The organism is Glaciecola sp. G7-5 (assembly GCF_055808975.1).
The window spans coordinates 5021002-5044969 of the sequence record NZ_CM147892.1 but is presented as its reverse complement, the minus strand read 5'-3'; the positions used below and the strand labels follow the sequence as shown (position 1 = coordinate 5044969).

At 43.0% G+C, this 23968-nt stretch carries 20 protein-coding genes and 1 pseudogene; 11 read left to right on the top strand and 10 right to left on the bottom strand.

Features of this window, described 5'->3' with window-relative positions; translation table 11 throughout:
* The first annotated feature begins 99 nt into the window (after window positions 1-99).
* Complete coding sequence (gene hemH, locus AC0L6H_RS22155; RefSeq protein ID WP_473391625.1) at window positions 100-1188, top strand: ferrochelatase; 1089 nt, start codon at window positions 100-102, stop codon at window positions 1186-1188.
* Complete coding sequence (locus AC0L6H_RS22150) at window positions 1185-1670, top strand: DUF4112 domain-containing protein (RefSeq protein ID WP_473391623.1); 486 nt, start codon at window positions 1185-1187, stop codon at window positions 1668-1670. Before hemH ends, AC0L6H_RS22150 begins: the two co-directional genes overlap by 4 nt.
* Here the strand turns inward: AC0L6H_RS22150 and AC0L6H_RS22145 are convergent, their stop codons facing one another.
* Window positions 1671-2036 carry a DUF2237 family protein gene (locus AC0L6H_RS22145; RefSeq protein ID WP_473391622.1) on the bottom strand — a complete coding sequence of 122 codons (366 nt, stop codon included), beginning with the start codon at window positions 2034-2036 and terminating at the stop codon, window positions 1671-1673.
* A gap of 108 nt (window positions 2037-2144) precedes the next feature.
* Here AC0L6H_RS22145 and ubiG point away from each other — a divergent pair, with 108 nt between their 5' ends.
* Window positions 2145-2951, top strand: coding sequence for a bifunctional 2-polyprenyl-6-hydroxyphenol methylase/3-demethylubiquinol 3-O-methyltransferase UbiG (gene ubiG / locus AC0L6H_RS22140; protein ID WP_473394622.1), 807 nt, complete (start codon window positions 2145-2147; stop codon window positions 2949-2951).
* A gap of 25 nt (window positions 2952-2976) precedes the next feature.
* The gene (locus AC0L6H_RS22135; RefSeq protein ID WP_473391621.1) at window positions 2977-3585 is read left to right on the top strand and encodes a glutathione S-transferase family protein; all 609 of its coding nucleotides are present in this window, start codon (window positions 2977-2979) and stop codon (window positions 3583-3585) included.
* A gap of 37 nt (window positions 3586-3622) precedes the next feature.
* Here AC0L6H_RS22135 and AC0L6H_RS22130 read toward each other — a convergent pair whose 3' ends face one another.
* Together AC0L6H_RS22130 and AC0L6H_RS22125 are read right to left on the bottom strand one after the other, a co-directional pair.
* The gene (locus tag AC0L6H_RS22130) at window positions 3623-5332 is read right to left on the bottom strand and encodes a cisplatin damage response ATP-dependent DNA ligase (RefSeq protein ID WP_473391619.1); all 1710 of its coding nucleotides are present in this window, start codon (window positions 5330-5332) and stop codon (window positions 3623-3625) included.
* A gap of 6 nt (window positions 5333-5338) precedes the next feature.
* Complete coding sequence (locus tag AC0L6H_RS22125; protein ID WP_473391618.1) at window positions 5339-6388, bottom strand: ligase-associated DNA damage response exonuclease; 1050 nt, start codon at window positions 6386-6388, stop codon at window positions 5339-5341.
* 264 nt (window positions 6389-6652) lie between these two features.
* On the opposite strand from AC0L6H_RS22125, the gene AC0L6H_RS22120 reads away from it, so the two are divergent.
* The 6 genes from AC0L6H_RS22120 to AC0L6H_RS22095 all read left to right on the top strand — a co-directional run bounded on the left by AC0L6H_RS22120 (window position 6653) and on the right by AC0L6H_RS22095 (window position 14750).
* Window positions 6653-7699, top strand: coding sequence for an OprO/OprP family phosphate-selective porin (locus AC0L6H_RS22120; RefSeq protein WP_473391616.1), 1047 nt, complete (start codon window positions 6653-6655; stop codon window positions 7697-7699).
* Window positions 7700-7711: 12 nt separating this feature from the next.
* On the top strand, window positions 7712-8824 hold the full coding sequence (locus AC0L6H_RS22115; protein WP_473391614.1) for a cystathionine gamma-lyase: 1113 nt from the start codon (window positions 7712-7714) through the stop codon (window positions 8822-8824).
* 183 nt (window positions 8825-9007) lie between these two features.
* The gene (locus AC0L6H_RS22110) at window positions 9008-10696 is read left to right on the top strand and encodes a glycoside hydrolase family 16 protein (protein ID WP_473391612.1); all 1689 of its coding nucleotides are present in this window, start codon (window positions 9008-9010) and stop codon (window positions 10694-10696) included.
* Between the two features lie 75 nt (window positions 10697-10771).
* Complete coding sequence (locus tag AC0L6H_RS22105; protein ID WP_473391611.1) at window positions 10772-13309, top strand: ligase-associated DNA damage response DEXH box helicase; 2538 nt, start codon at window positions 10772-10774, stop codon at window positions 13307-13309.
* Window positions 13306-14034: a ligase-associated DNA damage response endonuclease PdeM gene (gene pdeM / locus AC0L6H_RS22100; RefSeq protein WP_473391609.1), complete on the top strand. Its 729-nt coding sequence runs from the start codon at window positions 13306-13308 to the stop codon at window positions 14032-14034. Before AC0L6H_RS22105 ends, pdeM begins: the two co-directional genes overlap by 4 nt.
* A complete protein-coding gene (locus tag AC0L6H_RS22095; RefSeq protein ID WP_473391608.1) occupies window positions 14031-14750 on the top strand; it encodes a 2OG-Fe(II) oxygenase in 720 nt (239 codons plus the stop codon). Before pdeM ends, AC0L6H_RS22095 begins: the two co-directional genes overlap by 4 nt.
* Before the next feature lie 11 nt (window positions 14751-14761).
* Here AC0L6H_RS22095 and AC0L6H_RS22090 read toward each other — a convergent pair.
* The 5 genes and pseudogenes from AC0L6H_RS22090 to folM form a co-directional block, all read right to left on the bottom strand.
* Window positions 14762-16161: pseudogene (locus AC0L6H_RS22090) on the bottom strand (M20/M25/M40 family metallo-hydrolase).
* 50 nt (window positions 16162-16211) lie between these two features.
* On the bottom strand, window positions 16212-17117 hold the full coding sequence (locus AC0L6H_RS22085; protein WP_473391606.1) for a carbon-nitrogen hydrolase: 906 nt from the start codon (window positions 17115-17117) through the stop codon (window positions 16212-16214).
* Window positions 17114-18166, bottom strand: a complete 1053-nt coding sequence (locus tag AC0L6H_RS22080; RefSeq protein ID WP_473391605.1) for an agmatine deiminase family protein — start codon at window positions 18164-18166, stop codon at window positions 17114-17116. Before AC0L6H_RS22080 ends, AC0L6H_RS22085 begins: the two co-directional genes overlap by 4 nt.
* 1 nt (window position 18167) lies before the next feature.
* Window positions 18168-20225 carry a TonB-dependent receptor gene (locus AC0L6H_RS22075; protein WP_473391604.1) on the bottom strand — a complete coding sequence of 686 codons (2058 nt, stop codon included), beginning with the start codon at window positions 20223-20225 and terminating at the stop codon, window positions 18168-18170.
* Window positions 20225-20980 (bottom strand): dihydromonapterin reductase, encoded by a 756-nt coding sequence (gene folM / locus AC0L6H_RS22070; protein WP_473391602.1) that lies wholly within the window; start codon window positions 20978-20980, stop codon window positions 20225-20227. The genes AC0L6H_RS22075 and folM overlap by 1 nt, the downstream gene beginning before the upstream one ends.
* Window positions 20981-21249: 269 nt before the next feature.
* On the opposite strand from folM, the gene folE reads away from it, so the two are divergent.
* Window positions 21250-21939, top strand: coding sequence for a GTP cyclohydrolase I FolE (gene folE / locus AC0L6H_RS22065; protein ID WP_473391601.1), 690 nt, complete (start codon window positions 21250-21252; stop codon window positions 21937-21939).
* A 95-nt stretch (window positions 21940-22034) separates the two neighbouring features.
* On the opposite strand, the gene AC0L6H_RS22060 is transcribed toward folE, so the two are convergent.
* The gene (locus AC0L6H_RS22060) at window positions 22035-23504 is read right to left on the bottom strand and encodes a M24 family metallopeptidase (protein WP_473391599.1); all 1470 of its coding nucleotides are present in this window, start codon (window positions 23502-23504) and stop codon (window positions 22035-22037) included.
* A 14-nt stretch (window positions 23505-23518) separates the two neighbouring features.
* Entirely contained in the window at window positions 23519-23962 is a 444-nt protein-coding gene (locus AC0L6H_RS22055) for an acyl-CoA thioesterase (RefSeq protein ID WP_473391598.1), read from the bottom strand.
* Window positions 23963-23968: the final 6 nt, after the last annotated feature.

Sequence of the window (23968 nt, the reverse complement as noted above, 5' to 3'; positions counted from 1 at the left end):
TGTTTGCTTGCCAAGCAGCATTGCTATAATTGATTCAGTCCAAAACAGCATTGTGTGCGTACATAAATTTATATTACTCGTTTTTTAAAAAGTTAAGCTATGAAATATCAGTCTCAGACTGCCTTTACCCACAAACAAGTGGACAAAATTGGTGTTATCGTCAGTAATTTAGGTACACCTCAGGCTCCTACAAAACAAGCTTTAAAGCCTTATCTGAAACAGTTTTTATCTGATCCACGGGTGGTTGAAGTACCTAAGGTGATTTGGTGGTGTATTCTAAACGGTGTCATTTTAAATATTCGCCCAAAACGTTCGGCGGCCGCTTATGCAACAGTTTGGAGTGACGAAGGCTCGCCTTTACTTGTGCATACTAAGAACCAAGCCAAAGGGATAGCAGCGCGTTTTGCTGACACATGGGGTGACCAAGTGCTTGTGGAGTATGCGATGCGCTATGGACAACCAAGTGTAGAAAGTGCAATTGATAAGTTGTTAAACGCTGGAGCGCGCAAGATAATTGTGCTTCCTCTGTACCCACAATATTGCGCGTCTACGAGTGGGTCTACCTTTGATGCCATTGCTCAAGATTTTTTAAAGCGCCGCTGGCTACCTGAACTGCGCTTCATCAATCAATACGTAGACAACGAGGCTTACATAGCTTGTGTCGGTGATTCTATAAAGGCACATTGGGACAAGCATGGCCGCACTGATAAGTTGATATTTTCTTATCATGGCATTCCAAAACGTTATTTAGATAACGGCGACCCTTATCATTGTCAATGTCATAAAACGACCCGTTTGGTGGCTGAATACTTAGGCTTGGGCAATGATAAATACATGACGACCTTTCAATCTCGCTTTGGCAGAGAAGAATGGCTCAAGCCATATACCGATGAAACGCTGAAAGGTTTGCCCGCGACTGGGGTTAAATCCGTACAAGTTATTTGCCCAGGTTTCTCTTCAGATTGCTTAGAAACAATTGAAGAAATCGGAGAAGAGAACCGTGAATACTTTGAACAAAACGGTGGCGAGCGTTACGAATATATCCCTTCGTTAAATAGTGATGATGCTCATCTTGATATGCTGTTTGAATTATTACAGCAGAACATGCAAGGTTGGCAAAAAGAATACGATAACGACACTTTTGAACTTAGACAGAGCCGTGCTAAAAATTTAGGAGCGCTCAAATGACGAATGGCCAAAAATCAAGTTCGGTACATACCTACAATCCAGAACTATCGCAAGCACCGGAACTTGAGGTAGACGAAGACTTTAAAGCTCCCAAAGAATTGCTGCAAGCACAGGCCTTGGCAAATCTACTAGACACTGCGGTAAAAATTCCTTTCGTAAACTTTAGAGTGGGCTTGGATTTTTTGGTGGGTTTAATTCCGGCGATTGGTGATTCGATTATGCTTTTAGCGTCATTTAGAATTGTCTATTTAGGGAGTAAATTGGGCATGCCCAAAGGACTTAAATTTACCATGGTGCGCAACGCTTTTATCGATTATTTGTTAGGCTTTGTGCCGATTCTAGGCGACATCGTGGATATGTTTTTTAAAGCGAACCAAAAAAACGTCCGTATTATGGAAAAATGGTGGGTATCAGAAAATAAAGCCCAAATTGATGCGTTAACTAAACGGCGAGTCGAACAATGGGAAGAAGGCCAAAAGTAGTTATTTGGGCTTATATTCGTGTGCTTTTAATACATCTAAGCCAACGACTTCTAGTGCTTTTTGGTTGGTAGCTTGTAGCACAACGGGTGGGGCGACATTTGCCGATATGGAGTGATACCAACGAATGGCGCACAAACACCATTTGTCACCCGCTTTTAGGCCGGCAAAATCGTACAATGGGTTGGGACTAATTAGGTCGTTGCCTTGGGCTTTAGAAAAAGCAAGAAATTCGTCTGTCATGATGGCACAAACGCTGTGATTGCCGTGGTCATATTCAGGTACGTAACAAAAGCCCTCGCGGGTATAGCCTGTGTTACCGCAGCAAAGCTTAAGTCTTGTACCTAGTACGTTAAATTGATTGGCCATGTTATTTCCTTTTGGGCGTTGTGTTAATCGTTTAAAATTGGCAAGTACAGCAGCTAAATTTATGCCGTTTTTTTGTTGAGTAATAATATAGAGATTAGTGAATATACGATGTTAGATAAAAGTAAGCTTACTTCTGTAAAAAATAGTAACAAAGATAATGCGTCAAGTAACGGAAATTATAGCCCTGAAGAAATCGCAAAATTTGATGCCTTGGCCGAAAATTGGTGGGACCCAAATGGTCAATATAAAACGGCATTAGAATTTAATGCTGCACGCGTAGATTATTTTATTGCGCAAATTTGTGATTACTACAAGTTAAATGCGAATGATGATAAGCCCCTCAAAGGCTTACGGATTTTGGATGTGGGATGTGGCGGTGGACTTGTTTGTGAGCCGCTTGCGCGTGCGGGCGCTGATGTTACCGGTATTGATGTGAGCGAAATGAGTATTGCCGTGGCAAAACGCCACGCTCTGAGTTCAGGACTTGAAATCAACTATGTGCATGAACATGCGCAAAACTTTTTGGCCTCAAATGAGCTGCCTTTCGACGTAGTAATTAATGCTGAAGTGATTGAACATGTACCTAACCAAAAAGAACTTGTGGGCCAATGTAGTAAATTGTGCAAAGTAGGTGGCTGCGTGATTATGGCGACCTTAAACCGTACGTTTAAATCCTTTTTTGTGGGGATTGTTGGGGCTGAATATATAATGCGTTACTTGCCAAGGGGCACGCATAGCTGGCATTTATTTGTTACCCCTTTTGAGTTAAATAGCATGGCGAGTATTGGACGCATGAAACTAGTAACAGAAATAGGTATGTCCTATAGCTTGTTCACTAAACGTTGGCGTACATGTAAAAGTTTAGCGGTCAACTATATACAAATTTATGAAAAATTAGGAAGCATTCGCGGCTAACTAGAACAACATTAAAGGAAAGCAGATGAAAATATACGATACCAAAACGGCTCCTACACCACGTCGAGTAAGAATATTTTTAGCCGAAAAAGACATTCAAATGGAATATGTGCAGGTTGATTTGGCGAAAGGTGAAAACTTGTCACCTCAAATGCGTGAGAAAAACCCTATTGGAAAAGTACCGGTATTAGAATTAGATGATGGCACTTGTATTAGTGAGAGCGACGCAATATGTTTATATTTCGAAACGCTCAAACCAGAAAATCCGTTAATGGGGGTTACGCCGCTAGAAAAAGGCACCATAGCAATGTGGCAGCGACAAATTGAGATGTGCCTATTTAATCAAATTGGCATGTGTTTTCAACATACCACAGGATACTTTAAAGACCGAATGACCCCGGTGCCAGAATTTGGTGAAACGTGTCGTATTAATGCAGTGAAATATCTAAAACTTCTAGAAAAACATTTGTCTACGAATGAGTTTATGGCTGGTACTCAATACAGTATCGCCGATATTACCGCCTTTTGTTCAATCGATTTTGCAAGAGTAGTCGATATTCGTATTAGTGACGAGCAAGTCAATCTACAGCGTTGGTATAAGCAAATGAATGAACGACCGTCAGCTAAGGCCTAAGCCTTTCAGAGTCTCTCCTAAGTTTGCTAACAACCACTTAGCTTATCATGTCAACGAGCGTACTTAGCTGGTCGGCCTCGCTCGCTGGTTTGTCCCAGCGAATACGATGAATCCGTGGAAAACGCAGCGCGAGCTTTGATTTATGCCTATTTGACGGAGCCACTGCATCAAAGGCTAATTCAAATACTAATTCCTTTTTCACTTCTTTGACCGGGCCAAAGCGGCCTATGGTGTTTCGTCTCACCCAAGTATCTAGCTTTTTTAACTCTTCGTCAGTAAAACCCGAATAGGCTTTGCCTATAGGAAGTAAAGTGCCTTCTTGCCAACAACCAAAGGTGAAATCTGAATAGTAGCTTGACCGTTTACCGTGACCACGTTGTGCGTACATGATCACGGCGTCGATTAACTTGGGGTCGCGCTTGAGTTTGAACCACTGGCCTTTAGGGCGTCCAGCAACGTAGGTCGCATTTTTACGCTTTATCATAAGCCCCTCAATATAAGCATTTGATAGCTTGTTGGCGCGCTCCTTAAGTGCAATAAGTTCGTCTGGTCCAGCAAAGCGAAGTTGCTCTGAACGAAACAAATACAAGGCGCTTTGCTGCTGATTGTTTAATGACTTTGTTAACTGGGCATAAAAGTGTGCGAGTTGTTCACTACGATAAGATAAAGGCTGCTCACGTAATTCTTCTTTGGCAATTTGCAGGGCATCATAAATAATAAAACCAACCGGGATGGATTCCATTAAGGCTTTACTTGGCTTCTTTTTGTTTAAGCGCTGCTGCAATTGGTTGAAGCTTGCTATTTGGGCGTAATCTTGCGTGTCATCGTTTAATTTACTAGCGATGCCGTTTACCTTAATGCTCGGGTCCAAGGCAAGTAATTCGCCGTCAAACCGGCCCTCAAGCCCCGAGTTGTTTATCTGATTGATTAAATCAGGAAAACTGCCTGAGATATCGTCACCCGTTCGGCTAAACAGGGCTGTTCCGGTGTGATTTCGAACCAGTTGTGCACGTATACCATCAAACTTCCATTCGGCAATCCAATCTTGCGGTTGAATTTCTGCAAGGGTGGGTTCATCGATGGGATGCGCGAGCATAACGGGCTGAAAAGTTAAACTATTGCTGATGTCTGGCATTGGTCCTTTGTTTTCTAGCCAAGCAAGGAGATGGGTATAGGGCGGACTGACACCGTGCCAAACTCGCTCAATATCTTCAACGCTTATCTTTGAATTGAAGTTTGCGCCGTAGCTGGCCAGAATCTTTTTCATAAAGCGAGCAGACACCCCAATTCTCAGTCCCCGTGTACCTAGTTTTAATAGCGCCCAGCGTTGGGTTGGGGTCATTACATCCAAAAGACTCACCAAGTAAGGTTTTATTTCCTTTTTTGGCAAGCTTGAGAATTGATTCACAATCTCATCAAGGCTGGGCAAAGGGACCTGTTTCGGGTCTTTTGAATCACGACTAACAGCATTTTGTGTGGTTGACCACAAATGCGCAACTGTTTCACTCATTTCACCAACATAGTCATAGCTTAGTGCAAATAAGTCAGGGTCAACTCGCTCTACAATAATCTCTTTTACCGTGCGACGTTTAAAAAATTCAAAATGCAGGCTCCCTGCAATGGCCGCAATGGCCCATCCTCGATCAGGTGACGGTGTGTTACTTAAGTATTCAAGTAACAACTTGGCTTTCGCATTGTTGCTATTTAAGTAATAAAGATTATCTACCAAGTCTGCAAAAGCTTTCATACTAGTCTACTTTTTGTGTGCTGTGGTTAATGGTGAAGTACTTAGTTGAAACTCCTCGTCATCGTCGTAACCAACTAAGCTTAAGGCCTTAGCTTTATAGCCCATCTTTTTTGCTTGATGCACCAATGCTTGTTCTCGACCATGAGTTACCCATACTTCCTTGGGGTTGACTTCTTCTATGGTGTCGAGTAAATCTTGCCAATCGCTGTGATCTGAAATAATGAGCGGCAATTCAGCCCGTCGTTGTTTACTGCGCGCACGAATTTGCATCCACCCTGAGGCCATTGAGGTCATAAGATTAGGAAGTTTACGTGACCAGCGGTCACTCAATGCAGAAGGAGGAGCTAACACAATCTGACCTTTGAGTACCGACAAGTCGTCTATGCTAGACACTTCAATAAGCTCACCTAAATCGATACCGTATTGTTGGTACAGAGCGCATAAATTAACGAGGGCGCCGTGAATATAAATAGGGTGGTGATAGCCTAAGGTGCGCAGGGCAATAAGCAGTCGCTGACACTTGCCTAGTGCGTAAACTCCCACTAAATGACATGATTCAGGCAGTCGATTTAGTGACGCCAATAATTTTTGCGTCTCGTCTTCTATCGGTGGGTGCTGAAAAACAGGCAGGCCAAAGGTTGCTTCGGTCACAAAAACATCGCAAGCAAGGGGGACAAACGCTTCGCATGTCGGGTCAGCTTGACGCTTAAAGTCTCCGGTGTGGACCAAACGCTGCCCTTTGTATTGTATCAGAACTTGCGCAGAGCCGAGTATATGACCCGCAGGGTGCAGGCTAAGCTCGCCTTTATACAAAGTAATCGTTTGCCCATACTTCAGAGCATGGGTATGTTGTGCATGGTCTTCACCATAACGAATACGCATAATATCGAGGGTTTGGGCAGTTGCATAAACGTGCGTGTGGCCTGCACGAGCATGATCGGCATGGGCGTGAGTGATAATGGCGTGCTCAACCGCTTGCATCGGGTCAATGTAGGCGTTTAATGCTTTGCAATAAAGGCCCTTGCTATCTGTTCTTATCCAATTTTCTGGGTGCACTTTATACTCATGCAATTATCTAATATATAAAATACGCTATTTTTGCGACTTTCGATTAGTAGTGCGCTAATAAATTGACTATGCGTTTAAGCAGTAAAAGTATCGTTTAAGCAATAGGCCAGTATTAATCCTCGACTTAGTAGCCGCAAAGAATCTATAATGTGACAGTTTTATGAATTATTTGTTACAAATTCCAAAAGATATCTGATCATTAAGTTATCGGTACAAGTAAAAACTCACCTACTAAGTCTGGAACTCTTATTTATGCGCAAAACCTTTATGTTGTCTACACTCTTATTTATCCCGAGCTTAGCGATGGCCTCAGACCTTAGCACTGATGGCAGCGACTTAATCATTAACGTAAAAGGTCCAATTGAGCTAAAAACAAGTGATGGAGAGTTTTCGGCAAAAATAGGTGGTCGCCTTATGTGGGACTACAACTATGCAGAACTAAATGGTGAGGCGGATGAAGATGACTTTAGTGTAAGGCGTGCGCGCTTGTACTTGTCTGGAAATGTCAGTGACTGGTCCTATAAAATACAGTTTAATGTTGGTAACAACAATGGCGGTACCCCAGAGGATTTATATATTCAATATAATGGTTGGGGTAAAAAGGCTGTGTTAACTGTCGGCAAGCAAAATGAACCATTTGGGCTAGAGCAGTTAGAGTCGTCTAAAGACATTAGTTTTTTAGAACGTAGTGCTATTAGCGAGGCATATGCACCGGGACGCCAGAACGGCTTATTGTTTAGTGGTCAACAAGGTGACATGACTTATGCTCTTGGTGTGTTTGAAGATGATAGCAATGGCGATGGTTCGGCAATTACTGGACGAGTAAGTTATAGCCCAATTCATTCTTCTGATGAAGTACTTCATTTAGGCTTAGCTTATAGTAATAGGGCTGCTGATGTTGATATGACGGGATTAGAATTCGCCTATTCTAATGGACCTTACCATTTACAAAGTGAGTATGTATCTTCTAACAACATGAATGTTAGCGCTCAAGGAATTTATGTACAGGCAGGCTGGATAATTACGGGGGAAACACGTCCATACAAAGGCGGTATATTTAAACGCGTAAAACCCGCTGGAACTAAAGGCGCTTGGGAAGTAGTATTACGTTATGAAGATGGCGATGGTGCCTATTCAGATCAAGAACTTGGATTGACTGATGCAACTAGTTACGGTATTGGGCTTAATTATTATATGAACAATACTATCCGTATAGGCGTGACTTATACCGATGCAGAAGATAATCTAAGCGATGATACAGGGAGTGAGTTTCGCGCTCGTTTACAAATAGCCTTATAAAAAGAAGCACTTATGTCTCGTAAACCATCTTTAGCGTCGTTGAGTATTAATGCCGGTGCGCCGGCTCCTAAAAATGGTCAGGCTTTTCGTCATGGACCTGAATTTGCGAGTACCTTTCACCTATCGGGTGATGTTAACCCTGATGTATTTCAGTATGGTCGATTTGGTCAACCCACCTGGACTAGCTTGGAGGAAGGCCTTGCAACGTTAGAAGGCGGCGACACTATCGTGTTTCCCTCGGGCATGTCGGCTGCTGCCGCTATTTTAACTAGCTTGGTAAATCCTGGGGATACTATTTTATTACCTAGTGATGGTTATGCACCTGTGCGCCATTATGCGCAAACTTATTTGGTAAAGTTTGGTGTAAAACTGCTTACTATCAAAACCGAAGAAATCGACGACTTTGATTTTAAAAATATTGCGCTAGCCTTACTCGAAACTCCCAGCAACCCTATGCTCGATACATTTGATATTGAGGTTGCAGCAAATAAAATTCATCACCATGGTGGCTTATTAGCCATTGATAACACCACGCTTACTTTTTTAGGGCAACAGCCCTTAGCACTTGGCGCCGACATCTCTATGAGTGCTGATACAAAAGCAGTAAACGGGCACAGTGATGTTTTGTTTGGTCACGTTTCATCAAAAGACCAAGAGATTAGCAATAAAATACGCGAGTGGCGCAAATATTCAGGTAATATCCCAGGGCCAATGGAAACATGGTTGGTTCATCGCAGCCTAGCTACGCTCGATGTTCGTCTTGAGCGCATGTGTGACAATGCGCTTATTCTTGCCCAAGCCTTGCAAAAGCATGAAAAAGTTAGTGCTGTTCGCTATCCTGGCTTAAAGGATGACCCCTCGCATCAACATGCCAATAAACAGCAACATAGCTACGGTTTTATTATTAGTTTTACGCTCGCGTCTAAACAAGCCGCAGACAGCTTTTTAAAAGCCTGTGAACTCGTTTATGATGCAACTAGTTTTGGCGGCGTGCACAGTACAGCTGAACGCAGAGCTCGTTGGGGCACTGATGATATTGCCGGTGGCGTGGTCAGGTTTAGTGTAGGTTGTGAGCGCATAGATGATCTTTTGCATGATGTGTTGACTGCGCTCGACACTATTTAATACAAGCTATCTAAAGTACCCTCCATTGTTTTACCTAAATATTCCAGCATAACGACTCACCTTGTTTAAAGTCCATTTCGTCTGTTGTTACATAGAATTGTTAAGCATATGTAACTAGTATTCCGATTAGAAGCTAAGTTTTTAACCGCCACGGTCATTGTGGCTTTAATTGGATTTTTGTTTATGTCTATTGCTCACGCTGCAAGTTGTAGTGCTCGCTATCTCAGTGTTTTAGCCCTCGTTTTGGGCTTAACGATAATACCGGCTCGCGCGGGTTGGGAAGTAACGTGGATTGAACGCTTTGACGGCGACAGTATCAATTACGATAATTGGACTCCCCAAATCCAAGCTGCCTATAACAACGAGATACAATGCTATACCGATGATGAAAGCAGCGCAAATCGTAACTACGAAGTGTCAGATGGGACCTTAAAAATAACTGCTCGTAGACAACAAATTAATTGTCCGGGGCAGAACGGTCGCTCGCGGCCTTGGACGTCAGGACGCTTAAACAGCAAAGATAAGGCTGAATTCTTGTTCGGGCGTGTTGAAGCAAGAATAAAGTTTTCGGAATTACGCGGCGGCACGTGGCCTGCATTTTGGATGCTAGGCAATAGAATCGCCGAAGACCCCTTTAAAGGCGATAACGACACGGTTAATTGGCCAAACCCCGGCGCCGAAGAAATAGATATTTGGGAATGGTATTCGAATAACGGCAGCCGTTATATCACTAACATGTTTAATACTAGTAATTGCGGTAGAGAACAGCGTTATTCATACCCTGGCGGCGCACCTGATGTACAGTCTTTTCATGTTTATTCGATTGAGTGGACGGCAGATAGTTTAGCCTTTTTCATCAATGATGAGATGGTCATTGAGCATGATTTTAGCAATTGTCCACAATATGAAGAACCGATGTTTGTGCTACTCAATGTGGCAATGGGCGGGACCTTGGGCGGAACTATCGACCCAACACTCAACAGTGCAACGATGGAAGTAGACTACGTTGCTCATTGCGCTAGCAGTACGAGTAATAATAATCAACGCTGTAATGAAAGTACGCCACAAGCAGCCGATGATGATGGCGATGGTGTAACGAATAGCAATGATTTATGCCAAGCAACGCCTGCAGGCGCACAAGTCGATGTCAATGGTTGCCAGTTTTTTAGTCAACCACAGAGCGCTGCGCCAACGCCTAGTGATGATGCCCAAGACGTAATTGCTATATACAGTGACTTTTATGACAGTATTGCCAGTGTTAACACCAACCCAAATTGGGGGCAGGCGACGAGCGTGACCCAAGTTCAAATACAAGGTGACAATATTTTAAAATATGCTGGCTTGAATTATCAAGGCACAGATTTTGAAGACAACAAACAAGACCTAAGTGAATTTGAAAATTTGCACCTAGACTATTGGTCGCTTGATTCAACTAGTTTAAAGATATTTGTGATTAGCCCAGGACCCAGGGAAGTCGCTTTTGAAATTCCAGTGACAAGTCAATCTTGGCAACATGTAGAGATACCCATGACGACTTTTTTGCCCATCGTTGATTTAAGTGATGTATTTCAGTTAAAAGTTGAAGGCAACGGAACGGTTTTTTTAGACAATATTTATTTTGCAAAAGCAGCAACAAACGAACCTGTTGACAGCGACAGTGATGGCGATGGTGTACTTGACAGTGCTGATCAATGTAGCAATACACCCGCAAATACAAGTGTAGATGCTGTAGGTTGTGAAGTTGTTACGACACCTGCTCCAGCGCCAACACCTGTTGTAGAACCGGAGCCAGAGAGCAGCGGCGGTAGCATGCCTGCGTTTTTATTATTTGGCCTAAGCCTTGTTGTTTTTGCTAGGCGGACTAAACGCTAAATTAGTAAACCTAGTTCGCATTCAAGGAGTATTGATTACTAGTAATATGTAATTAATAAAGAGGGAAGGGGCGCTTTGGCATTGTTAGATTCTCCCCCAGCCAAAAAACGAGGTCTCATCCCTGCTTTATTCAAGCAGTGGTTTACTGAGCGTGATTGGAAAATCCGTCCTTATCAACAAAAGATGGTGAGCGCATTTAGTAATCAGCAATCCAGTTTGCTGATTGCCCCTACTGGCGCCGGCAAGACCTTGTCTGGCTTTTTACCCTGCTTGATTGATATTCATAAACTGCGCGAACAAGGCCTATCAAACAAGCGCATTGGTTTGCATACATTGTATGTTTCGCCCTTAAAAGCTTTAACTTACGATATTAATCGTAATGTCGAAAAGCCTATCGATGATATGAACTTAAGTATAACGCTAGCATCTAGAACCGGCGATACTAGTGCTTATCAGCGGCAAAAACAGAGACAATCGCCACCTAATATCCTGCTAACCACCCCTGAATCTCTCATGTTGATGTTGTCTTATGTGGATGCCAAAAGTATTTTTGGGAATTTGAAATGCGTCATTGTTGATGAAACTCATTCTTTTGCGAATTCAAAACGCGGTGATTTTATGTCACTTGCCTTGGCAAGGCTGCATTGGCTTAATCCAGGGTTTATTCGAGTGGGTCTTTCAGCAACGGTTGCTCACCCCGAATCCTTAGCGGCGTGGTTAGGTGTAAGTGGCGAGCCTACTCAAATTATACACGCGAAGTCACGAGTTAAGCCGCGCATAAAAATATTGACCAATAAGCAATATATTCCCTTTGGTGGCTATATGGCCAAATATGCCAAAAAAGAAATTTTAAACGCCATTACTAAAGCAAAAACAAGTTTAGTCTTTGTTAATACACGAGCTCAAGCAGAGCTTATTTTTCAAAGCTTGTGGGAAGAAAATACCGAAGCTTTAGCCATTGCCATCTATCATGGGAGTTTAAGTAAGGAGCAGCGCCAAAAAACAGAAAGCATGATGGCAGCCGGTAAACTGCGCGCTGTGGTAACCACCTCAGCACTTGAGCTTGGCATTGATTGGGGCGATGTGGACTTGGTCATCCAAGTAGGCGCGCCCAAAGGGGTTAGCAGACTGATGCAGCGAATTGGTCGCTCAAATCATCGCTTTGACGAGCCTTCTAAAGCCTATTTGGTGCCTGCTAATCGTTTTGAATCATTGGAGTGCTTGTCGGCAATTAATGCGATTAAAAAAGGGGAGCTTGATGGCGAAGAGCCAATGCCCGGTGCTTTAGACATCATCCCGCAATTCATCATGAATTGTGTGTGCAGTGAGCCCTCAACGATTGATGAAATCTATTTGCAAGTCTTAGATGCCAGCCCTTATTCGGGGATTGATAAAGAGACTTTCAGGCAACTTTTTTCATTTACCCAAGACGGTGGTTATGCGCTTCAAGCTTACGAACGCTATTTTAGGTTAGTGGCTGAAAATAATTTGTATTCGCCGGCTAATAAACGCGTGATTATGCGCCACAGGCAAAACATAGGGACGATTGTTGAAGCTGGCAGGTTACGGGTTAAACGCTTGCGCCGCGCCCACCAAGGTAAAATAATTGGAGAGGTGGAAGAATATTTTGCCCAGCAATTAAGCAAAGGCGATAGCTTTTTCTTTGCTGGCGAAGTGCTGGTGTTTGAAGGGATTAAAGATATGATTGTTGAGGCTCGTCCAGGTAAGGGAAAAGAGGCAAAAATCCCCAGTTTTCAAGGTGGGCAAATGCCCTTGTCTACTTATTTGGCTGACGCGGTGCGCGAACTTATTAACGCACCTGAACGCTGGACAGCGCTGCCTAAACTGGTACGTGAATGGCTGAGCTTACAGCAAGACTATAGCGCCTTGCCGAGTATGCAAAAATTATTGATAGAGCAGTTCCCATTTAGAGGCGCGCAGACGACCTTGTTTTATACTTTTGAAGGGCGTAAAGCCAATCAAACCCTTGGCATGCTCATTACACGCAGAATGGAAAAACGAGGATTAAAACCGCTAAGCTTTTCAATTACTGACTATGGTTTGTCAATTTCGTCAGTGCTACAAATTGAACAACAGCATATTCCTGACTTGTTTACGCCAAGCATTTTAGGCGATGAGCTAGAAGATTGGATGCTTGAAGCCAGTATGCTAAAACGCAGTTTCCGCCAAGTCGCGGTAGTTAGCGGACTGATTGAACAACAATATCATAGTAACAAGAAGACGATGCGACAGGTGACTTTTTCAAGCGATTTAATTTACGACACCTTGCGCCAGTACGACCCTGATCATATCCTATTGAAAGTGACTAGAGATAATGCCCAAAGAGAGCTTTTGGATATAGATCGTAGCACCAATTTACTGTTTAGATATTGTGATTCCTTTATGTTCAAAGCGCTTGAAAAACCCTCGCCAATGGCCATCCCCATTGTGCTAGATGTGCGCAGCGAACTGGTGACTGGGGCCGGAACCCAAGCTTTGCTTGAACAAGCAAACTTATACCAAGAGGCTGAGCTCATGCTCGATGACGTTCGTGCACTGTTACAAGGCGATAGTCAGCAAGATAAAAACTTATCAGGAAGCAAGCCCGTTTGATTTCAGCTGAATTACTACAAACCTTGTTGTTAAACCATCAGGTGATACCTGTGAAATTTGCCGAGCATAGAATGTTATTTGATGCAGCAGGTGTTGTTATATGGCCACAACAAGACCTACTGATTTTTAGCGACCTGCATCTTGAAAAAGGCAGTTTCTTAAGCCAGTTTGCTAATCCTCTTCCGCGTTTTGACAGCAAAGACACGCTAAAGCGGATGCAAGCACTTATTGAGCGCTACACATGTGCTCATATTGTGTGCTTGGGTGATAGTTTTCACGATGGCAATGCGCTAAGCAGAATGCAGCATGAGGATTTAACCCAGCTCAACGCTTTAGTCACTTCGGTTCCAAAATGGACGTGGGTGCTAGGCAATCATGATCCCGATATTCCGCCTGAGATAAAAGGTGAGCGGGCGCTAAGTTTACAATGTCAAAATGTGCTGTTGGTGCATGAGCCTGAAGATCTTGATGAATATTCAGCGCCGGGCGGCGCGCTAGTGAATGCGCAAATAGTTGGTCATTACCACCCTAAATCAACTTACCGATTGGCCAATCGTAGAGTGACGGGAAAAACCTTTGTTTGCGCCGCCCATATTTTATTGATGCCTGCTTTTGGCAAGTACACCGGAGGACTCGACATAAAAGATAGCGCCTTTGAAGGCATTTTTGATATCAAAGAGTCGTCAATTTACTTAAGCTATCATCAAAAGATTTATTTGTTATGAGTTTGAATAGTTACCTAAACCCAATTCATTTAGCTGATTCGCTGATCAATCAACATAAGGTGACCTTGCAAAGTAGGCGCCCTAATATAGTTGTGATTGATGACTTATTCGAACTTAAGATAATAGACAAATTGGTCACGGATTTAAAAGCACCACAATATTGGCAAAGCCAAAAACATACTTATCAAGCGCTTTACGCCAATGAACAACAGTGGCAAAACGCAGATGTAGATGAGCGGTTTGTACACCGCGACATTTGGGCACCAAAAAGTATATCGCATAGAACAACAAAGAGCTCACGCCCTAACAACACCGCTTCACAGTTTTTGTCTTTTGTCCGAAGTGAAGCCTTTATGGCTTATCTAACACGCATCTTTAGTGTTCATTTAAGTGATATAAACGTTGCCCAGCCCGAAATTAACAGTAACTACTTTCGATTGGGAGCAAATGACTTTGTTAAACCGCATGCCGATGAGTCTCCTGGGCGAGAGGTTTGCATGTTGCTCTATTTAAACAAAGATTGGCCCAGTGACGCCGGTGGAGAGCTGGTTTTTGCGGGTAAGAACAACGAGGCTATTTCAATCTTACCGAGCTATAACCGCTGCGTGTTATTTAAGCCTTCTTCTAGCGGTTCAGAGCATTGGGTTAATGCGATAAATAAGCATCATGCGCCTAGATATCGCTATAACCTAACAAGTTGGTATTGGTCTGAATAAGGTTTTGTACCTTACTCTTTCAAATTAACCTCAGTATCAGCAAGTAAATAAATAGCCGCTGCATAAGCCGCTATATTTTGCGCAAGTTCATCGGGGTTAATTTTGTCTAAGGTATCATCTGGCGTATGGTGCAAGTCAAAATAGTCTCTACCGTTTTGATTGAGCCTAATGGTAGCAACGCCTTTTGCTGCATTGGAATGATATCAGGGCCGCCGTTAGGCACTTTGTCACCGCCACGCACGATACCAAGCGGAGAAAGAATTTTAGCAATTTCATCTATTAATACGGTAGCTTCTTCATTAACATTAGAATCTAGCTGCCAAATCGTTTGCGCACCAAAATCAGATTCGGTCGCTACAACATGATTATGCAAGTTCTTTTCATGCTGTTTTGCATAAGCGAAAGCGCCCAAAAGTCCCACTTCTTCTGCGCCAAACATGACCACGCGAATGGTTCTTTTCGGACGTTTTGGTAACTGTGAAATTAAACTCGCTGCGGCTGTGGTAATTGCAATGCCGGCGCCATCGTCTACTGCCCCTGTGCCTAAATCCCAGCTATCTAGGTGGCCACCAATTAGCACGATTTCTTCAGGTTTTTCGCTGCCGATTAAATCAAGGATGACGTTGCCGCTGCTAACGTCACCTTTCCACTTAGACTCTGAACTAAGCGATACACTCATTTCTTTATCCAGCGAATGTAACCTGCGTAATTGGTCTGCATCAGGATTAGAAATAGCCACCACGGGAATTGAGGCCCAATCTTCGCCATTTTTGCTCATCATGCCGGTATGTGGAAAACGATGTGAACTGGAACCGACTGAGCGCACCATTAAGGCTTCAGCGCCAGCGCGCTGTGCATGCTGCCAACCAACTCTGCGGCGTTGATTGGCTTGACCGTAACCTGCACCGGTTTGACTTTTGACCATGAGGTCGCCATCAACAAAGGCTATTTTGCCTTCTAATTGACCTGCTTTGACTTCGCTTAAGGCGTGAATATCGCGAAAATAAACAACGGGCGCTTTAATTTCTTTGCTAGATGGTGCTGCGCCGCCAAGCGCGGTTGCATATAATTCTTGTTTGTAAGGCGCATTCAACACGACATGTAAATGCCCTCTGTCCCAAAATGGCATGGTAAATTCTTCAATGCTGGCTTTGTCAAAGCCGAGTTTTTTACCCAAATTAAGGCCCCATTCGCGGGCCCGCGCTTCTGCTTCTGAACCGCCTAGTCTCGGCCCTACTTCAGTGGTTAATGACTCGACTATGCTAAAACCAAGGTCGCTTTTTAGGGCTGTTTGCATCAGCTGTGTGGCGGTTTCTTTTTGCTCGTCACTAATCGCTTTTTGTTGAGCTTGTAAAGACAAGCTAATAGCAAAAAGTGCTAGGCTTATCGTTACGTTTTTTAATCTATGCATGTTTGACTCCCATTGCCGTTTTACGGTGGTTATTATTATTGTTGTTTATCTTAACTACGCCAGCGCTTATTTAAATCTTGATAAGCATCGATGCGTCTATCTCTAAAGTAAGGCCAAATACGTTTGATATGTTCAGACTTTTGCATGTCTAGTTCTACACTTAGCGTTTCTTCGTTGTTATCGCTGGCCATTGCAAGTATTTCGCCTTGTGGACCTGCAATAAAACTATGCCCCCAAAATTGTATGCCCGCATCGGCTTCATTGGGTGAGGCTTCAAAGCCGGTGCGATTGGCCACAATAACAGGTACCGAATTGGCTACAGCATGAGAACGCTGTATGGTTTCCCACGCGCCTTGTTGGCGTTGTTTCTCTTCTTCATCATCATTCGGATCCCAGCCTATTGCGGTTGGGTAGAATAATATTTCTGCACCGGCCATGGCCATCAGCCTTGCGGCCTCTGGGTACCACTGGTCCCAGCAGACTAAAACGCCTAATTTGCCAACGCTCGTTTGAATAGGTTCAAAGCCTAAATCCCCTGGTGTGAAGTAAAACTTCTCGTAAAATCCGGGATCATCAGGGATATGCATTTTGCGATAAATACCCGCGATTTCATCGCTACGATCAAACACCACGGCAGTATTGTGGTACAAGCCTGTCGCGCGCTTTTCAAACAGTGAGGTAACCAACACGATATTGCATTCTTTAGCCAAGGCACCAAAAAACTGCGTGGCGCTACCAGGAATTGGTTCGGCTAAATCAAATTGATTGACGTCTTCTGTTTGGCAAAAATAAAGTGTTGAATGTAGTTCTTGTAATAAAATACATTCGCAGCCTTGTGATGCCAGTTCGCGTACTCGTTGTGCTGATTTTTGCCAGTTTTCATTTTTGTCATTGCTTGCAACGCTTTGTTGTACCAAGCCTATTTTCAAGGACTTTTGCGTATTCACTGTTTTCATAAAACTGAGACTCCAGCTTGTGCTTTTTCAATAATTTCAGGTTTCAACGTGCTAGTGGGTACTTGCATTGTTACGCAATGCAAACTGCCATTTTGCTGCACTAAACTAACGCAATGCACGGCGATAATTTGATAGTTAGGATATGCCTTTTGGATGATTTCTAAGGCGGCTTCATCTTCGGGTTGATCATATATTGGCATCACAATATGCCGATTCAAAATTAAATAATTGGCATAAGAAGCCGGTAGTCGTTCACCTTCATCGTTCACGACAAGAGGCAGTGGAAGTGAAAATATTTTGTGTTTCGGGAGAACTTGACTAACTTCATATTGAAGTTTGAATAACTCGGCAAAATGTGGGTCGTGAGGGCGATTGTCAGCGCCTTGTAATACTATCCCCATTAAAGGGGTGAAACGCGCCAAAGTGTCGATATGGCCGTCGGTATCATCACCTTCTAAATGCCCATGATTAAAAATGCTTACTTTCTTTGCGCCCAAATATTGAGTAAACAATGTTTGGTATGCTTCACTGCTCATATGTCCATTACGCTTTGGATTGTACAAACATGATGCGGTTGTTAATAAATGCTGATTCTCATCAATTTCAATCGCACCACCTTCTAACACCGTTGGGTTAATGATAAGTGTTTGTTGGCATAAATCAGCAAGTGCAATATTGATTTGGTTGTCTAGGCTTGCATCAAACTTTTGCCCCCAGCCATTAAAAGTGAAGCTGACAGGGTAGTTATGTTGATTGTCGGTAACCGTAAGGAATCCATAGTCACGTACCCAAGTATCATTGTAGTCGCAGGGAATAATCAGTACTTGATTGTTTTCTCCCAAGGTGACTTTTACTGCATCAATTTCAGTGCTAGGGCATAGTAATAATACCACTGCATGCGCTGCGTTTATCGCATTAATTAGTGCAAGATAGCTTGTTTGCGCATTGGCAAGATTATCAGCCCAGTCAGTGTTGGCATGAGGCCAAGCTAATATTACCGCTTCTTGTTCTGCCCACTCGGTGAGCAGGGTGTAGGGATGGGTTTGCATTTTAATAAGACCATACTAAATTAATAAAAGCACGCCTTGGTTGACCTACAAAATAGCGATAGTTTCCAAAAGCAATGTCGGCGCGCTCAGCGTAACGTTCATTGCTTAAGTTTAACACATGCACTCCTAAACTCACCTGTTTGGCAAGCTGATAGCGAATATTTATATCGACCAGTTGATGCCCTTCATAGGTAGCTGTGTTTTCAGGGTTAAGGAAATAGTCTCCTGTGTACTGCCAACTTAATTGTGCGCTTAAGTCAGTGCTAGGAGAATAGTTAAGATTAATTTGGGAAAGCCACCGCGGAGCAGTGTCGATTTCATTGCCTAATATATTCCTGGCAACTAAGTCAGTGTCATTTTCATAGCGATGCTCAGCCCAGCTTACATGCCCATTTACTTGCCACTTTGCACTTAGGCGTTGTTTCAATTCGAGCTCTATACCTCTATGCGACGTTTTGCCTCCACTTACATTTTGTCGCTCTGAATTTTGGAAAATGACATCGTATTTTTGCATATCAAAGGCTGCTATGTGCAAAGACGTATCTGCATTGCTAAAGCGCATGCCTATTTCAAACGCATCCATGTTTTCGTTGTCGATGTCGCTTAGCTCTTGATTGTTTTGGAGTCTAAAAAGCTCTGTTGCCTGAGGTGCTCTAAAGCCTTGTGAATACTTTACATAAACAGACATATTCTCAGATGCTTGATAACGCAGATTGGCGGTCGGAGAGAGGGCATTAAACGCCACTGACTGACTGTCAGGTCGACTAAAGCGACATAATTCTACATCTGATGCACAGGCACTTGGGCCATTTGCATTGTTAGCATAATCATATAAGTTCCTCTCAAACCTTGCTCCCACTCTGAGCGTCCAATCTTTGTGCTCTAGCGTACCTTGCGTAAATGCGCTCATTTGATAGGCATTTACTGCATAATCATAGTGGATACCTTTAGGAATGCTGGGAGAGAAGTCATCTGCTTGGCTTTCAACGAGCTTCCCTCGGGTGAGGTCAAAGGAAGCGCCGCTAGTCCAATCTATATTTTTCCACTTGAAGTCATACTGAGTTTGTAGCCCTAGACTTGCATGACGATTTTCTTCAAGTGCTTGCCAAGGCAAAAAATGTTGTAAAAAAGCCATTGTGTTCCACCGCGCGTAAGGCGTTATGCTGAGGATACCTTGCTCCCGCTGTTGGGTAAATTTAGTGTAGGCGCGTAAGGATTTTACGTCTCTATAGGCTTCGGGATTTGGGTTTGTGCGGCGTAGTTGTGCATCTTTGTAGCTTTCAAAGCCTTGAATAAAGCCTGCAGTTTCTTGGTTTAAGTTGGTAATATCGATGACTGTTTTTGTATCCCAGTTGCGCCCTTGGGTTTGATATATGTGAGAGAGTTTTTGTTGGTCGTAGCCGCTCATTGTTTGGTAGCCGTTTTCTTGAGTGACGTTAATAAGGCTAAGCCATGCGCTGTCATTGCCGCTGTTGCCATAACTACTGCTCACACGCGCAAAGTCATTGGCGCCTACTTGCAATCCTAAGGAAGAGCTGTCGTTTGTAAATGCATCCGCACTGATTATGTTGATAACACCATGCAGCGCATTGCTACCGTACAAGGTGCTCGCTGGTGACCGCAATACGTCAATACCAGCAGCTTGTTCATAATTAACATCAAACAGTTGGTTTGCGTTGCAAAACCCTGGTGCTCTGATTGATATGCCATCAAGCCCCATGAAAAACGCACCGCAACTGCCCGCGCCAGTGAGTACTGGACTTCTAATAGCGGTCAAATGTTCTTGTCCGTTGCCGCGGCTAATCCACGTACCCGGCGCTGCGTCAAGCACTTGAGATATATGCTGGCCTGATATCAATTCTATTTCTTTTGCCAAAATGGCACTTATACTATCAGGACTTTGTTTGATTGCTTGTGGTGTTTTTGCAGCAGTGACGCTAATCACTTCTACCTCGGCGTTATTGTTTTGAGCATGGCTTGTGGATGCAAGCGCTAGAAAGACTAAGCTTAGACAATTACGCAGGGAAAGGCTTACTTTAGGCTTATCAATATTTAGCATTACTTAAGGTTTCTCCCACCATTTAGGTGTATTACTTGCCCGGTCATATATGTGCTACTTAAAATGAAATCAACGGCCTTAACCGCTTCTTGTGCGCCCGGACAATGTCCGAGTAGTGATTTGGATAAGGCTTTTTCTCTGTAGGCCGCTGAATCATTTTCGTTGAACATCAATAAAGAAGGTGCGATAGAATTTACTTTGATTTTGGGTGCAAACAAGCTGGCAAACGATAAGGTTAAGTTGTGCAAAGCGGCTTTACTAGCCGCGTAAGCAATGTGTTTTTTACTACCTTTGTCTTGAACATAGTCGGTCATATGTATTATGTCAGCGCCATCGATAAGCATATCTTTGCAGGCTAAATTAATTTGATAGGGTGCACTGGCATGCACTTGCATCATTTTACTAAACAAATGCGCGAAATCCGCCTCGGGCGTTTCTTTATCCCAATCAGATGCGTTATGAATGATCCCTCCTAATATAGCGGTTTGCTTTTTTAGTGCACCAATAAAGTGCTCAATACCAGCGTCACTTGAAAAATCGGCTTGAATTGCCACGATGCCTTTTTCAATTAATGTGTCTAGAGATGGTTTTTTATTACGATATGTTATAATAACTTTTGGATTTATAAATTTATCATTTTGTTGTGTAGTGACTTGAATACTTCGTTTAGCTTCAAATTCAGCTGAATTTAAGTATTCGGCGATGGCAAGGCCTAAACGCTGGGAGCCACCGGTAATAAGAATTGGCGCTATCATAATCGAGTTGCTTCCTAGTAATTAAATGTGGGAGTTGCTGTAATGCTGCATGTGCAAAGATATAATGCCATGGTGTAAAAGATATCTTTGTTGCTCGACTTGTGAAAGTAGCATTAAGCAATACATTATGAACAAATTGAATGTAAAAACTTACGTAAAATGGGCACGCTAGGATCGTAGCATAAAATTAAATTGCACTTTTATGCTTCATTAGTAAACCAGTAGAAAACTTTTGCGTATATAAAAACAAATCACTAATTGGATAGACAATGTTAGCAAACGAAAAAATTGTAATGCATGGAGCCAACCACAATAGAGCTATTTCGCCACAAGCTGAACTCGTGCGTGAAGCGCTATTGATTGCTGGTCTTGAAACACCAATGGTAGAAAACGGTTTAAGTGCCGAAGAAAAGCGCTTGAAAATAAAACAAAGCATGTCAGACATAATGCAGGCCTTAGGCTTGGATTTAAATGATGACAGTTTGCAAGATACCCCAAACCGTATCGCTAAAATGTACGTTAATGAGATTTTCTCAGGCCTGGATTATTGTAATTTTCCAAAGATTACGCAAATCCAAAATAAAATGAGAATAGAGCAGCCTGTTCAAGTCACAGACATAAGCTTAACCAGTACTTGTGAGCATCATTTTGTGACTATCGACGGCACTGCTACGGTATCTTATATCCCGAACAAAACGGTAATAGGCTTGAGCAAAATTAATCGTTTGGTCGGTTTTTTTGCGCAGCGCCCGCAAGTGCAAGAACGTTTAACGCAACAAGTTATGGTTGCCTTACAAGCGCTAACGGGTACAAAAGATGTAGCTGTTAGCATCAATGCAACGCATTATTGCGTAAAGGCTCGCGGTATACGCGACACTAATTCTTATACAAAAACGTCTTCGTTAGGCGGCGCTTTTAATACCGACCGAGACCTAAGAAGAGAGTTTTTTCAAATATAGTAAGCCAATTACATGGTAGCCTTTATAAAGGCAGAAGTGAAAAGGGACGGTGTTATCATCGTCCCTTTTTTGTAATTAGCGCGAGTCGTCAGCCCCTATTCATCACTGCTAATCAAATGAAATTCGGTTTGCCTACCGTCCATATAACTGACCTTAGTCCCATCGAATATGGCATTTTCTTCTAGCATTATGCGTATTTCTTTCCCCCACTGCGGAATAAAACTGGCGGCATTAAGCTCAATAGAATATGCGGTATTCGCATGAAGAGGGTAGTCTCCCCCAACCGGTACGCCCATTTGCTGATCCCACATGCCTAAGGTAGAGCCTGCAGCATGCCCATGATAGCCAATAGGATGAGTATAAATTGAAGGTTTAATGCCTTCTTTAATCGCTTGTTGACGTGCTGCCTTGAGTATCTGATTACCTGTTTTACCAACGGCAAACATACCGGTAAATATATCTTGCAAGCGATTCCCTTTAGCGAGCGCGTCGACTAAAAAGTCGGGTGCTTTTGTTTCGCCTTTTTTCAGCACGTATGCATGTTGTTGTTGGTCGGTATTTAAGCGTAAGTATGTAATTCCAAAATCAACGTGAATGAGATCTCCTGGCAGTATAACGTTGTCGCTGGCGCGTTTACTAAAGGCTGCTACTTGCTCAAAAGTTTCGCTATTGGCCCGCTGAATTGAAACGCTAGGATGAAACCAGTTTTCTACGCCCAAGGCTTTGGATTTATCTCGTAACCACCAGATTACATCTTCGGTTGTAGTCAACCCCGGGGTAATGACTGAATTACTAAACGCTTGTGCAATTATACTGTGACCAAAGGCAACAATTTGAGGGTATATTTCCATTTCCACCGCAGAGCGGGTTTCAAGCCAACCTAGGGCGAGATGCTCTGCGCTAACAATTTTACTTTTTAAGTCATCATCTAAGGTATCGATGAATGCCAAATATTCTGTCGCTGTCATGCCGTCAGCTAGCGCATGATGCTCTGATTTATTTAAGCCAATAGCTTTGGGGTTTTTCTGTTTAATGAGCTCAGCGAGTCTTGTCCATTGATCAGGCTGGCTTTCTTTATCCCATGCTTTTTTGAACATATCAGCGACTTGGTAGCGTGCTACCGCATAGCGTTCTATCGCTTTGCCCTCGCCAGGATTATAGATGACCAGTATGGTGCGCCGGCGCGCTGACAACCAAGTGGCCGGTAACATAGTCTTTAATACAGGGTCTTCGTTGTACTCCCGTGAAATCAAAATCCACATATCAATACCCGTGCGTTCCATAATACTTGGCAAGGTATTGTTAAGCTTGTCATTGAGCATGCTGTCGATAAGTTGCGCACGCTCGTGCATGGGCAAAATGAAATTTGGATTGATAGCTTGTGAGACTTCGGTATGGTCGTCGTTATGGTGTTTGTTTGTAAGCAATGCGTTTGCTTTGTAAGCAATTCCAATATTGAGCAGGAGCAGTGAACCAAGCGTATAGCTTAATTTTTTGAAAAGTGAGAAGCTAGATTGACCATTATATAACGCAGTAGATTGAGCTCGTGTTGTTTTTGCTTTCATAGTTCTCTCAAAGACTAGGGTTTAAGTGCTTGCTTTAATGCTTCTTTTAAAAGCCCATCAATAGGGCATGGTTTATTCGTATCTCGATTAACAAATACATGTGTCATACTCGCCGTAGCTGCGGCCTCGTTTTGGTCTTGTTTAAATATGGCGACTTTATATTCTACTGAGGAATTACCAATTCTGCCTACTGAAAAAGCGCCTACTAATTTATCGGGAAAGGCGACACTGCTATGATAGTTACACTGCGAACTTACCATTAAGCCAATTTTTTCACCCTGATGAATATCGAGCTTAGCATGCTCAATCAAATAGCGGTTAACGATGGTGTCGAAGTAACTATAGTAGACAACATTGTTTACGTGGCCGTATATATCGTTGTCCATCCAGCGAGTATCCATATCCATAAAATAATGGTAATTACTACGCTCAAACAGAGATTGCTTGGTATGGGTCACTAACTT

What these genes read in the sequence shown, in the direction of transcription:
- hemH (WP_473391625.1), top strand. Translation starts at nt 100, where the DNA reads ATGAAATATCAGTCTCAGACTGCCTTTACCCACAAACAAGTGGACAAA.
- AC0L6H_RS22150 (WP_473391623.1), top strand. Translation starts at nt 1,185, where the DNA reads ATGACGAATGGCCAAAAATCAAGTTCGGTACATACCTACAATCCAGAA.
- AC0L6H_RS22145 (WP_473391622.1), bottom strand. Translation starts at nt 2,036, where the DNA reads ATGGCCAATCAATTTAACGTACTAGGTACAAGACTTAAGCTTTGCTGC.
- ubiG (WP_473394622.1), top strand. Translation starts at nt 2,145, where the DNA reads ATGTTAGATAAAAGTAAGCTTACTTCTGTAAAAAATAGTAACAAAGAT.
- AC0L6H_RS22135 (WP_473391621.1), top strand. Translation starts at nt 2,977, where the DNA reads ATGAAAATATACGATACCAAAACGGCTCCTACACCACGTCGAGTAAGA.
- AC0L6H_RS22130 (WP_473391619.1), bottom strand. Translation starts at nt 5,332, where the DNA reads ATGAAAGCTTTTGCAGACTTGGTAGATAATCTTTATTACTTAAATAGC.
- AC0L6H_RS22120 (WP_473391616.1), top strand. Translation starts at nt 6,653, where the DNA reads ATGCGCAAAACCTTTATGTTGTCTACACTCTTATTTATCCCGAGCTTA.
- AC0L6H_RS22115 (WP_473391614.1), top strand. Translation starts at nt 7,712, where the DNA reads ATGTCTCGTAAACCATCTTTAGCGTCGTTGAGTATTAATGCCGGTGCG.
- AC0L6H_RS22110 (WP_473391612.1), top strand. Translation starts at nt 9,008, where the DNA reads ATGTCTATTGCTCACGCTGCAAGTTGTAGTGCTCGCTATCTCAGTGTT.
- AC0L6H_RS22095 (WP_473391608.1), top strand. Translation starts at nt 14,031, where the DNA reads ATGAGTTTGAATAGTTACCTAAACCCAATTCATTTAGCTGATTCGCTG.
- AC0L6H_RS22085 (WP_473391606.1), bottom strand. Translation starts at nt 17,117, where the DNA reads ATGAAAACAGTGAATACGCAAAAGTCCTTGAAAATAGGCTTGGTACAA.
- AC0L6H_RS22080 (WP_473391605.1), bottom strand. Translation starts at nt 18,166, where the DNA reads ATGCAAACCCATCCCTACACCCTGCTCACCGAGTGGGCAGAACAAGAA.
- AC0L6H_RS22075 (WP_473391604.1), bottom strand. Translation starts at nt 20,225, where the DNA reads ATGCTAAATATTGATAAGCCTAAAGTAAGCCTTTCCCTGCGTAATTGT.
- folM (WP_473391602.1), bottom strand. Translation starts at nt 20,980, where the DNA reads ATGATAGCGCCAATTCTTATTACCGGTGGCTCCCAGCGTTTAGGCCTT.
- folE (WP_473391601.1), top strand. Translation starts at nt 21,250, where the DNA reads ATGTTAGCAAACGAAAAAATTGTAATGCATGGAGCCAACCACAATAGA.
- AC0L6H_RS22060 (WP_473391599.1), bottom strand. Translation starts at nt 23,504, where the DNA reads ATGAAAGCAAAAACAACACGAGCTCAATCTACTGCGTTATATAATGGT.